The following is a 12414-nucleotide window of genomic DNA, read 5'->3' as shown; positions in this document are numbered from 1 at the left end:
CAAACGCAAAATGAATTCCAATGGCAACTTCATTGGATTGGATTCAAATCAAGTTAGCTTTTTGATTGGAAACGGTAACCAATTCCCAGTAAAAATCCAAATCCAACTACTCCAAGTGCCAGATAAGGCTCGGAAAAACAAACCGAACCACAAGCGACAATTCCAAGAACTAAAGCAATTCCAGGAAGGATCGGATAAAAAGGAGCTTTGTACGGCCGTGGCATCAGCGGTTCTTTTTTGCGAAGAACAAAATAGGAAACCAAACTAAGTAGATACATTCCACATGCACCTAATGCAGATATGGTGATAAGTTCTGCGGTATCAAAAAAATACATACAAAAAATTCCCAATACGCCACCAGAAAGAACTGCATTTTGTGGAACAAGAGTGCCCTTACTCAATTTAGAAAGGTAATTTGGTAAGTAACCCTCCTTAGCCATAGCATAAATCAACCGCGAATTTCCAAGGATGATCCCAAATAAAGAAGCAACAAGTCCAAACAAACCAATGAAGGTAAACACAAAAGGCCAAATTTGATCCTTGCCATATAACTTTTGTAATACATAAGACAAAGGATAATCCAATTCAGAAATTTCTTTGGTATCTACAACAGAAGCTGTGAAAACAAAAATGAGTCCCGCCAAACAGAGTAAAGTAAAAATACCAGCGGTATATCCAATAGGAATGTCCCTTGCCGGATTACGAACTTCTTCGGCAGCCAAAGCCACTCCTTCCACTGCTAAAAAAAACCAAATGGCAAAAGGAATAGAAAGAAATACAGATCCCCAAGAGATAGAAGTTACTTCTGGAAAATTAGGAATACGATCCAAGGAAATATGTGGTACAAGAAAAACTAAATAGAACAAAAGTCCAAACACAGCGACAAGAGTGACAAAAAGTTCAAACCGAGCCGTTTGTTTGATCCCCGTTAAATTGATTAATAAAAGGAAACAAAACATTACTATACCGGCACCAAACGCTGGTATAACGGGAAATAGGAAATGGATATACCCACCGAGAGCAGAGGCAATCGCCGGCGGTGCGAGTAAAAATTCAACAAGAACCAAATATCCAGTGACAAGCCCAAACAAATCCCCAAGTGCTTTTTTTGCATAAGCAGAAGGCCCACCCGACTGCGGGATGCTGGCTGCCAGTTCTGTAAAACAAAGGGCAAATAGTACATAGAAAGTGGCGATCAAAACCACAGCAAAACTGAATTCCCAAAAACTAGCTTTGGACCATCCAAAATTCCAACCGAAATAATCCCCGGAAATAACAAGCCCCACTGCGATGCCCCATAAATGGACAGAATGTAGAACTTTATGCATCTTTTGGTCTTCTTTCATGCGCCTCTTTCTAATGAACCACTATATTTTTATTGGAATGATCAACTTTAAACCGAATGAACAAAACATAAAATACGAATCATACTGCGGCTATTATCTACTACTTTTTACATTCAAATTCGATTGTTTGGTGAGAAACATCCATCTCCTTGCAAAATCGAGACCTCATTTCTCGAAGTATTTCTGTTAAATGCAAAATTTCGGTATTGCAAATGATTCTAAATTTTATTAATATAGGGAAAATACTAGAAAACGGACCTAAAAAAATGCGAAACATCAAATTAACCTTAATTATACTTCTATTTTTTATTTTTCCATTAAGCGCTGTACAAACCATCCTTCTCAAACAAGGCAAATCCATCAAAGGGATTGTGACCAACCAAAACGTGGATAGTGTCGAAGTGGACACACAGAACGGAAAACACATGGTGATTTCCAAAAAAACTGTCCTAAAAATTATCTACAAAGACATTGCGGAATCAGAAGAAGAAAACATTCGTAAAGAAGAAGAAGAAAAACGAAAATCTGAAAAAGAAAAAGCCATCGCAGCCAAACAAGAAGAAATCCGCAAACGTAGAGAAGAATTATCCAGACAAGAATCAGAAAGAAAAGCGAAACAAGAAGGAGGCGAAGTCGTAACCCATAGCCTTCGTGATTCCTTTGTTCTTGGGTCTGTTGCTGATGGTAACATGATCACTCTCGCTCCCGACTCGGCAAAATGCCAGGCATTCCAAGAATATCCAGAATACTTTTGGTTGTTTGGTGCCTTACGTTTCTACGAACCTGATTGGAATGTATTACTTCCCAAAGACAACCGCCCTGTTCGGATCAAACAAACTTCTACTTGGAAAGATATGGCGATTACTCTTCTCGGTGGATTTCTCATCACAGTCACTCGTAAAACCATTATCGTTGATGTTTGCGATGGAAATGGATATCGTATGGTCTCTGATTCCGAAATCAAACGCATCAAAGATGAAGCCGTAGAACAAATCAGAACCGAACAAGAACTGAAAGAAGCGGAAGAAAAATACGAGTTAGAACAACTCGAAAAAGATTTAGAATCTTTGAAGAAGAAGAAGTAAGCTCTAGGTATATTGATATGAAATTTAGATACTCCAGAATGACTTCTTATCTGCCATTGAAAAAAACGATTGGATTATTAGTCTTTTCCATTTCGTTTTTTCAAAATTGTTATTTCAATCCGATTGTGAACGGAATCTTAAATCCAGTGGAAGAAAAAAATGATAATTCATTTCTTAGTTTACTTGGACTCGGCCCAGGAGTATCTGACCTAAAGATCACGGGTCAAATCCGTAATCAATATGGCACAGCACTAGCAAATCTTGTTTTAGCTCCTTCACCTATTTCACCCCAATCCAAATCCATTTTACCACCTTACACAACTGATTCGGGGGGAAGGTTTTATTTACCTTTCCAATCAGGCAGGATTAGTTTTGTAGTTTCACAAAATGACTCTCCACTTTTTACCCTCTCATTGGACGTTTTGGATCCAACTTCGATCACAGCAGAGATAAGTGGCACTTCCGAATTGTTTGAAATTTCCAATTTAGGTACAATGAACGGTAGCGAGTCACCTAGCTTTTTTGAGTTGGTACGAGTGTTCACTTTAGAAGGAGAGTCAGAAGTAAATATTCATAACGTTAATTTAGGAAAAGCTCCGAATGCAATATTTTTAGAATTCAATGAAGCTCCTGCAGATGTAGAGCCAGGAAATTTATCTTGGGCTCAAAATTCTGTGATCATTTCACCTGCGATAGGGACTGGATATCTACCTTCAAGTATTTTTGGAAATCAAATTCCACTTATGGCAATAGGAGAATTTACATATAGCAATGTATATACTATAGATTTTACTTCTAATATCAAATCTGCTTCGGGCAATTCGCTGACACCGCGTAGAATTAAGTTTTGTTACAGCCTACCGGAAGCTTGTGCTTATTAATAAAGATTTTTTGGGTTGAGAGAGGAAATATTCGGTTAATTTCAGTTCGGTTACCCTTCGTAATCAATAAATTTCTTGCCAAACATCACTACGTCCCATACAATTAACCTCTTAGGTTCCTAACCTAAGAGATTTTCCTTTTGTAAAACAATCCCTCTTTTTTCTGGAGAAACGATATGAGCTCGCGATTTAATTTACTATCTGTTGCAGTATTTTTGAGTTTAGGGATGTTACTCGGGAATTGTTATTTCAATCCAGCGGTGCAAATGGTTGTGAATCCAGAAATTGAAGAAAACACAAATCCAGCATCTAAATTGGGAATTGCCGCTGCACTTACTGGATCAAGAACTGTCAACATCACAGGCCAAGTAGTTAATGCAAATGGAGCTGCTGTCGCTAACGGTGCCTTGACTATCCTTAGCCAAATCAATCCATCACCTCGTCTCACCAGCACTACCTCATTAAATGAAGGAGGTAGGTTTTATCTTACTTTAAGTTTAGGCGAAACAACCTTTCGAGTAGAACAATCAGGTTCGGTGTTGTTTACATTCACAATTTCAATTCCAAGCCCAGGTGTTGTATCTGTCGTTGCATCATCAGTTGCTGGCGCTGGTGCTATCAATATGGAATTTTATTCGGAAGGTTCCATTCCGAATTATTTTGATATAGTTTCCACTTCTCCGATATCAGAAGGAACAACATTTGAAATTTGGCCAACCTATCTTTATATTACATTCTCTGAAAACTTGGATGTTCCAGGGGACAAACAAACCTTTTTGGATGCAAATATATTAACGTATCCTACCAAAACACTTGATGGGGAGGCATCTGAAATAACCAACAATGTACTTACAATTTACAATGCGTCGGCTGGTTCTATTGGGCCGAATATATTTATATTTGGATCAGGAATTAAATCGGCGGCTGGTAAAACTTTAAAACCGCGAACTCTTACATTTCTTTGCCAACCTAGTTGCAGTGGATCTTAATTGCTATCCAAGTATTTTCCTATTTTCAAAAATAATACCGATCTCGCCTACTTGCTCCGTATGTCCAGGGACATAAATCAGGCTATTTTTGATTTGACAAATCATAACTATATATCATAAAATTCATATATTCGCATAAATTTATGCCGCGGCGACTTATCATTTAAGACGCCATATTTACGAAAATGAATTTTATCATACGTAAACTCAAATATTCCTTACTTCTAGTTCTGCTGACAATCCAAGCAAACTGCTACTTCAACCCCTTCGTTCAAAGCATCCTGGTTTCTGATCCCAAAGAAGACTCATCCATTCTCCTAGGACTCCCTCTTCTGGGCGGACTGACTCCTTCACCCTTTGCTATTTCCATCACTGGCCAAATTCGTGATGAAACAGGTGCAGCAGTTCCAAATGCAACTCTTACGGTTGCCAGCCGATCCAATGGACTCGATGGATTAGATTCATCGGCAACAACGGATTCTGGTGGGAGATTTTTCATTCATTTATCAACCGGCTCCACCACATTTACAGTGACAAAAGGTGGCTCCTCATATTTTAGCTTCACACTTCTTGTTTCTTCACCTCTAGACATTCGAGTTACGGAAATCAAAGACAATTCTAGTCTTGTGGAAGTCTCGAGTTTTTTTGCTTATGAACCAGGAAACCAACCTAGTTTTTTTGAACTTACTGATTCGGGTCCAAAAAATAATGCTTACGTAGAAAATGCTCCATCAATGCTCTCTTTCTATTTTTCAGATATCATTCTACTTCCAGAAGATGAAGTGCCTTACTCTACATGGTTTTCTGAGAATATTTTGATCACTCCACCAGTTTCCGTAGAAAGCGTTAGCATACAAGGCCAGTCACTTCATGGAATGCCAGACGGCTTTGTTAACGAAACTACTTATACGATTTCTTTGGGCCCCGGGATTCGTTCTCAGTCTGGAATTCCTCTCACTCCAAGAACCATTTCCTTTACTTGTGGATCCTCTTGTGGGCTTCCCCCATAACTAGAGGCTTGACATCCCAATCCGCTCTTCTATGATTTAGCGGTCGTGAATGCACTCCTTACCCAAAGACAAACCTATTTCCATAAGATTCTACTGACTCTCGCCGTAGCAACTTCCCTGCTCACAATTTTCTTCTGCTCCCCTTCCCATGAAGAATCCATAGACTCACTTGTTTCCAAAGTTCCCAATCCTAAGGAACTAAGAAATAGTTGGGTAGAAGACAGTGCCGGTGTTTTGACAGACGCGTCAGTCATCGACAATATGATCAGTGCAGAAGAAGCTTCGAGTGGATTGGAAATTGCGGTCGTCACATTGCCGACGATTGGAAGTTATGTGCCAAAAGACTTTGCCGTCGCACTATTTAATCATTGGAAAATTGGGAAAAAAGGCAAGGACAATGGAATCCTAGTTTTACACATCATCGACCAAAGGCGTGTGGAAATCGAAATTGGATATGGTCTGGAAGGAGCCCTTCCAGACGTCACAGTCAAACGAATCATTGATACCTACACCATTCCTTCTTTTAAAGCTGATGATTTTCAAAAGGGTCATGCCGATACGGTTGCCGCACTGATCAATAAACTGAACCATCCAGAAATCGCGGTGGAAAATTTAGTAATCAATGTATCTAACACAAATGTTGCGACAGATATAAGTGAAGATCCTTCAAACAATGACACATCCAATCAGTCAAAACGAACCGATGAATATGATTACCAAGGAAAACCCTACTCGCAACTCACAGATGATGAAAAGAAAATCTTAGAAGAAACCGTTGATAGATACAATACCACTGGAAACTATTTTTTAAACGATGAAGAATCAAGATTGTTAAACGAAAAATTCGCCGAACAAGAAAAAATAGAAAAGGAAGAATCGTTTCGAAATAAGAAGTTTCTTATCTTCGGTTATTTAGGTCTTTTTCTATTTTTAAATTTATTCCAAAGGATTGTGGTTTGGCTCACACCTTCTCCAACTGCCAAATACCATATTGTCCACAAAACAGATTTTATTTTGTTTTATGGAATTGTGATCAGTCCCGTCATCATTGCCATCACTCTATTGTCTTTGGTGTTAGAGGATGCCTTATTCCCTATATCAATTTTTCTCATTGTTGCAAGCATCATTGTCTTCTTTATTTTTTGGGGAGACTTACGAATGCGTAAGTTGATGGAACGATTACAAAACATTCGCAACACACCCAGAAACTGTAAAAAATGTGGAACCGCTATGATCAAACTTTCGGAAGAAGAGGATAACACCCATTTGTCGAAAGGTCAAATTTCTGAAGAGCTAGTGAATTCCATAGATTACGATGTTTGGGTATGTCCGGGATGCGAGGCCAATTCCATTCTCAAATTTCCCAATATCGATCCAGAATACATTTACAAAGGCACTTCCTTTCGTAAAATCAAGACCTGCCCGGATTGTAAGTTCGAAACCTTTGTTTGTAAATCCAGCCGCATCCTTTCAGAAGCAACTTACAGCAGTTCGGGTAAGGTAGAAGTCAGACGAAATTGTGCTCACTGCAAACATAGTGCCACCGAATACGAAACCATTCCCAAAAAACAAAAGAGCAGTTCTGGCGGCTCCTCTGGTGGCGGTGGCAGCGGGGGAGGAAGTTTTGGTGGAGGTTCATCCGGTGGAGGCGGAAGCGGCGGTAGCTACTAGATGCCCTTTACCCAAGTGATGAATTGGAAGAATCGAATATGAAAACAAATGATTCTAATTTTTTAAGTTTTCTCGGAGTACCTGCCCAGAGAGCTTTGATCAATGAACTTGGGATTTCAAAACTCGAAGATCTATCTCGATTTACGAAAAAAGACCTACTTCGATTGCATGGGTTTGGTCCCAGTTCCCTCCCCAAACTTGAAGCTGAACTAACAAATCTAGGGATTCAATTGAAAGATGAATCGAAGTTCACTCACCTTTATTTTCAAAACCGTTAGAAACGGTGGAAACCACTTTCTAGAACGTTTTAAACGGTTTTAGTTCACTTTTTGGACAAACTAATGAAAATTAGTTGTCCACATTCCAAGTTCGAACCCATATTATCATTTCCGAATATTATTTGGAAAATATGTTAAAATTGGCTGCTTGTTATGCGAAAAAAACTAACCCTAATTTCCTTTCTATTGATTTCCTATACTCATTGCGTAGGAATCCTTCCTAGCGGCGGCAACCAAACAGACTTTAGCCTGTTTGCCTTTCTATTGGGACTCGTTGGCGGATCACCTGCCTCCGCGCAAAACCTAACTCCAGGAACACCAGTGGATCTGTCAGGTGATGGAAAACCAGATGGAACTTTGGTCGATTCCAATGGAGACGGTGTTTCCGATGGAATCAATCTTACCGGCGGAACTACACCGAACCTCATCCTGATCGATACCAATGGAGATGGGATTCCTGATGCCGTCGACACGAATGGAGACGGATTGCCTGACTATTATATTAGTCCCAATCCACCTGGTTTTCTCACGACAGGGCCTGGAGGAACTGGAAATCCGGTGGTCATCATTGTGGATACAAATGGAAACCCATTAGGCTTTGATACCGACGGAGATGGAACGCCGAACGATACGGCTATCGTTACCATTTTGAGCGATACTACTCCTCCAACCATCACCAGTTCTTTGTTAACCGGAACTTTTTCCACCACACAAACAACAACTCTTACTTGTTCCGATAACAAAGCACCAGGTTCGATTGTTTATACTTTGGATGCATCGGCTCCTAGCTTCTCTCCAAAACAAGGAACCATCATCACAAAATCTTCCCAAGCAGTCGCTCTATCTACCGAAGGAAGTCATACCCTCCAAGCCATCTGTCGTGACTTAGCAGGAAATCTTTCTGCACCGATTAGCATCGTTTATACGATCGAAACTAAAATTCCGGCACTTACTCTTGTCAGCCAATCTTCGACATCCATCAGTGCCAGTGCTGGTGCAATTTCCAGTTCCACTGCGACTTGGAGGTCGGACAGGTCTGGGTCTTTTACCGTTCGAGAAGGAAGTTCTTGTGATTCAGGAACTATTGCGACAACAGGATCTGCTACCGCCAACGTAGACCAAGGATTTGTTCGTTCTCATACTCATTTCACTGGCGAAGGCACAAAGACATATCGCATCTGTGTGACTGCATCCAATGGACTGACAGGATTTGTATCTGTTAGTTTGCAAAGGGATGATACAGCACCAGTCGTGACTGCTGATCCAGGTGCGGGAAATTATGGAGTCGCCACTTCTGTATCTCTATCCTGTTCCGATACTGGCGGTTCTGGATGCGATCAGATTGCCTATGCCGTCCAAGTCGGATCTAGTCCAACAAATCCAGCCATTCAAGGAACGACTGGAACTGTAAGTAGTGGAACTTTATATACCGCTGCCTTTGCCATGACTGATGGCGCTGTCACCTATACTAAGTTTGTGGCTCGTGACAAAGCAGGCAATGTTTCTGGTGTCAGTTCGCAAAACTATACTGTAGATACGCAAGTCGCAACCATCACTGTAAATTCTCATACATCTGCCATCAATGGATCTTCGAATGTATCGTTAAGTTGGCAGAGTTCCAAAGCAGGTTCTTACCAAATCCGTTTGGGTGGATCTAGTTGTTCTACTGGGACGGCTCTAACCAATACAGGAAGTAATGCGAATGTAACGGGAAATGCAGCTGCCACAACAGATATCACTTCTACGATAACCAACTCTCATTTTGTGGAAGGAGATAATACGATCCGCATTTGTGTCGCCAATCTTATCGGTAGCTTTGGATCTACCACACGCAACACAAATAAAGACACTACGGCTCCTGTGGTAACGATGGCATCTCCTTCTGGTTCGGGACCTTTCCCTTCAGGAACCCAACTCCAACTCAGTTGTTCCGACACCAGTGGTAGCGGATGCGATAAAATTATTTATACACTGAATGGCACAGAACCTACGTTTGACGGAAGTGGTGTGGTTACTAATGGAACGGTTTATTCTTCTCCTGTGGCACTTTCTAATGGAAGCAACCAAGTGAAATACGTGGCTCGTGACTTGGCAGGAAACCTAAGCACAGCAGGAAACACTAGTTTCCAGGTTGGCCCACCGGATGCGCCTGCTTATGTAGAAGCACAGGCAGGGGGAACGAGTGCCGTTGTACAATGGTGGCCTGTGACTGGAGCTACATCGTACACTGTGTACTATAGCACAAGCCCTGGGGTCACAACTGCATCCACTAGCTTTGGACCAGTGACTGATCCTTATGCGACGATCACAGGACTTGCTGGAGGAACTTTGTATTACTTTAGGGTGGTGGCAAGTAATACAGCGTTCACAAGTGCCTTTTCTTTTTTGGAAGTAGTTGCGCTGACGACTGCGACACCTCCCGGGACAAGTGCCACAGGGACACATGTAGATATATCCGCTGGGCGCTCAGGAGTTTATCCAAGTGCAGTAATAGATACGGTTAATGGAAAACTTTTGGTGGTAACCGCGTCAGGCCGCAAACCCGGTCTATTTCGCTGTAATTTGGATGGATCTAACTGTTCATTTTCTGATATCTCAGCAGGACAAGGGAATGGGTCAGTTAATAGCCCTCATATGGTATTCGATGTTTTCAATGACAAAATTTTGGCAGTCACGCAAAGTTCGGTAAACAATGATAAGCTGAGTCTGTACCGGTGCCATTCGGATGGATCTAACTGTTCATTTTCTGATATCTCTGCAGGACAAGGAAATGGGTCTGGCTACGAGCCTTTTGCAGTAATCGACCCTATAAATAAAAAATTATTGGTAGTGACAACGAATGGAGCAAACAATACTAAGCCAGGTCTCTTTCGTTGTAATTTGGATGGAACTTCTTGTTCTCACACCGATATCTCTGCGGGACAGGGAAATGCTTCTGGTTACACCTCAGGCGTAGTTATCGATCCTATAAATAGAAAACTATTGGTGGTGACAACTAACTATGCAAACAACGGTAAACTCAGTCTATTTCGCTGTAATTTAGATGGAACATCTTGTTCTCACACTGACATCTCCGCTGGGCAAGGAAATAATTCATGCTCAAGTCCTTTTGCGGCAATAGATTTTATCAATAAAAAACTATTGGTGACGGCTACAAATAATGCAAACAATGGCAAACCTAGCTTGTATCGCTGTAATTTGGATGGATCTAGCTGTTCTCATACTGATCTCTCAGCAGGACAAGGAAGTAGTTCAGGACATGAAACTAGTGCGATAATCGATCTTATAAATGGAAAGCTTCTGGTTGTCACACAAAAAGGATTAACCTCCAGTAGACCAAGCCTGTTCCGCTGCAATTTGGACGGATCTAGTTGTGCTCATACTGATTTATCTGCAGGTCAGGGAGCATCATCGGCCGATAGACCTGTTGCTATCATCGATTCCGTAAACGGAAAGATTTTAGTAATCACTGGAAACCAAGGCAAACCCTCCCTCTTTATCTGGTAACCAATCCCGCGCCACGGGATCCGAAGGGCTTGGTCTCACCCGACTCGGGTGAGACGGGAGCGGGAGCGCACCCCGGAGGAAGCCCGGTCGTTTTAGAATCATAGTAAGGTCACCTAACCAATTCGAGGCGCCCGAAAATCCTTAAATCTAAGGAGGTAAAGAAAATAAAAATTTCCAGAAAAAGATAGTCTCCACTTGTCATAAAGGCCGCGATCCAATTCGAATAAAATTAAATATAGTATTTATCCCTACTGAAAAAATCCCTTCTTTTTCGGAACCAAACATACATTCGTCTATTCGATTTTGATACCTATTTAGAAAATGGCGCTATGTACAATCTGTATGACCCTAGAAGCAAACAGCCGTTTGTTTCTATCAAATATTGCCTTTCTATTTTTATCATTTTTCTCCTACTCACTTCTAACATTTCAGCCAATGAAAACGAGGGCGCGCCTTCCATTCACGATAAAAAGGGCAGATGGAATTTTCAATGGGGTTACAATCGAAGTTATTATACGCAAAGTGATATTAATTTTCGCGGACCGGGTTACGAATACACTCTCAAAGACGTGAACGCAAAAGATAAACCGGAATCTTTTAAACCGGAGGTTTACTTCAACCCTTCCAAATTTGAAATCCCTCAATACAATTTAAAGATTAGTTATTTCTTCACTGACAGGTTCTTTTTGGCTTTTGGCCAAGACCATATGAAGTATGTTGTCACACCAGGCCAACCGGTGAAGTATTCCGGTTATATTGACCCGGGTGTGATTGCCAAAAACCAACTCGCCTTGTCTCCTGAGGCAGCAGCCTTTATTTATCTTTTTCCTGGACATGTGCAGGAAATGGCTGGTTATCATGGCGGGGACCAAACCATAGCCTTAACACCTGATATCTTAAAGTATGAACATACCGATGGACTCAATTATTTGTTTTTAGACTTTGGTTGGATCACACCTCTTTATACTTCTTCTGATGGAATGAGCGGAATTAGTTTGGTATCCACAATTGGAGCGGGGCCTGTTGTTTGTCGTAGCGATGTACGCGTGTTAGGGAAAGGACAAAACAATAACTTCCATCTTTCAGGGTATGGGGTTTCGGGATACGTCGCCACTCGGTATGAGTTTTCGCGAACCTACTTTCTGGAATTAGGTGGTAAGGGTGGATACATCGATTTAACAGATGTTCTTACCAGCGGTGGTTCCAATCGAGCTTCTCAAAATTTTGGATTTTTAGAGCTTGTTTTGTCTGGTGGCGTTGCCATTTAAAAATTTTGTTAAGTAAACTTTGGTCTTTAAGGGACCAAAGTGATTATTGAATCAAAAGTTTTTGGTAAACTTTTTTACCACCGCAAGTCCCTATTCGATCCAAACATACGATAACATTCCCTGAAGCCAGTGAATCAATATACCAATTTAGACCGTCTATAGTAACTTTGAGATGGAAGGGAATCGGGGATATGCCATTATCCGGATAGTCTTCAATACGATTGAACAAATTGAATCCATATGGATTCGTATTAGCATTGATCCTACATCGACAACCAATCGGAGTGCCCTGGGGGACAGATGTTGTGCTTGGATCGATAAAAACATTTGTATCATAACGATAGAAAATAGGATCTTCCGATTTTAAATAACAAGGATA

9 protein-coding genes are annotated in these 12414 nt (G+C 41.0%); 8 read left to right on the top strand and 1 reads right to left on the bottom strand.

The genetic code is table 11. The features are described 5' to 3' along the window. Positions 1-53: 53 nt before the first annotated feature. The gene (gene eat, locus EHQ70_RS00435) at positions 54-1346 is read right to left on the bottom strand and encodes an ethanolamine permease (RefSeq protein WP_135583010.1); all 1293 of its coding nucleotides are present in this window, start codon (positions 1344-1346) and stop codon (positions 54-56) included. A 266-nt stretch (positions 1347-1612) separates the two neighbouring features. Here eat and EHQ70_RS00430 point away from each other — a divergent pair, with 266 nt between their 5' ends. The 8 genes from EHQ70_RS00430 to EHQ70_RS00395 all read left to right on the top strand — a co-directional run bounded on the left by EHQ70_RS00430 (position 1613) and on the right by EHQ70_RS00395 (position 12035). Beyond that, a complete protein-coding gene (locus EHQ70_RS00430; RefSeq protein ID WP_135583009.1) occupies positions 1613-2431 on the top strand; it encodes an LA_0442/LA_0875 N-terminal domain-containing protein in 819 nt (272 codons plus the stop codon). Positions 2432-2448: 17 nt separating this feature from the next. Continuing rightward, positions 2449-3312 carry an Ig-like domain-containing domain gene (locus tag EHQ70_RS00425; protein WP_244288175.1) on the top strand — a complete coding sequence of 288 codons (864 nt, stop codon included), beginning with the start codon at positions 2449-2451 and terminating at the stop codon, positions 3310-3312. A gap of 176 nt (positions 3313-3488) precedes the next feature. Then, a complete protein-coding gene (locus tag EHQ70_RS00420) occupies positions 3489-4301 on the top strand; it encodes a carboxypeptidase regulatory-like domain-containing protein (RefSeq protein ID WP_135583008.1) in 813 nt (270 codons plus the stop codon). Positions 4302-4486: 185 nt separating this feature from the next. Continuing rightward, positions 4487-5311, top strand: a complete 825-nt coding sequence (locus tag EHQ70_RS00415) for a carboxypeptidase-like regulatory domain-containing protein (protein WP_244288174.1) — start codon at positions 4487-4489, stop codon at positions 5309-5311. A gap of 45 nt (positions 5312-5356) precedes the next feature. Then, positions 5357-6982 carry a TPM domain-containing protein gene (locus EHQ70_RS00410; RefSeq protein WP_208729483.1) on the top strand — a complete coding sequence of 542 codons (1626 nt, stop codon included), beginning with the start codon at positions 5357-5359 and terminating at the stop codon, positions 6980-6982. Positions 6983-7020: 38 nt separating this feature from the next. Further along, complete coding sequence (locus EHQ70_RS00405; RefSeq protein ID WP_135583007.1) at positions 7021-7260, top strand: helix-hairpin-helix domain-containing protein; 240 nt, start codon at positions 7021-7023, stop codon at positions 7258-7260. Positions 7261-7413: 153 nt separating this feature from the next. Continuing rightward, the gene (locus tag EHQ70_RS00400; RefSeq protein WP_135583006.1) at positions 7414-10767 is read left to right on the top strand and encodes a chitobiase/beta-hexosaminidase C-terminal domain-containing protein; all 3354 of its coding nucleotides are present in this window, start codon (positions 7414-7416) and stop codon (positions 10765-10767) included. A 329-nt stretch (positions 10768-11096) separates the two neighbouring features. Further along, entirely contained in the window at positions 11097-12035 is a 939-nt protein-coding gene (locus EHQ70_RS00395; protein WP_244288173.1) for a hypothetical protein, read from the top strand. Positions 12036-12414: the final 379 nt, after the last annotated feature.

This window comes from Leptospira congkakensis (genome assembly GCF_004770265.1).
In the GTDB taxonomy this organism is placed as follows: Bacteria; Spirochaetota; Leptospiria; order Leptospirales; family Leptospiraceae; genus Leptospira_A; species Leptospira_A congkakensis.
This window is presented reverse-complemented; position numbering and strand designations above follow the sequence as displayed.

Coding starts and splice junctions, on each gene's coding strand:
- eat (WP_135583010.1), bottom strand. CDS start 1,346: ATGAAAGAAGACCAAAAGATGCATAAAGTTCTACATTCTGTCCATTTA.
- EHQ70_RS00400 (WP_135583006.1), top strand. CDS start 7,414: ATGCGAAAAAAACTAACCCTAATTTCCTTTCTATTGATTTCCTATACT.
- EHQ70_RS00405 (WP_135583007.1), top strand. CDS start 7,021: ATGAAAACAAATGATTCTAATTTTTTAAGTTTTCTCGGAGTACCTGCC.
- EHQ70_RS00395 (WP_244288173.1), top strand. CDS start 11,097: ATGTACAATCTGTATGACCCTAGAAGCAAACAGCCGTTTGTTTCTATC.
- EHQ70_RS00425 (WP_244288175.1), top strand. CDS start 2,449: ATGAAATTTAGATACTCCAGAATGACTTCTTATCTGCCATTGAAAAAA.
- EHQ70_RS00415 (WP_244288174.1), top strand. CDS start 4,487: ATGAATTTTATCATACGTAAACTCAAATATTCCTTACTTCTAGTTCTG.
- EHQ70_RS00420 (WP_135583008.1), top strand. CDS start 3,489: ATGAGCTCGCGATTTAATTTACTATCTGTTGCAGTATTTTTGAGTTTA.
- EHQ70_RS00430 (WP_135583009.1), top strand. CDS start 1,613: ATGCGAAACATCAAATTAACCTTAATTATACTTCTATTTTTTATTTTT.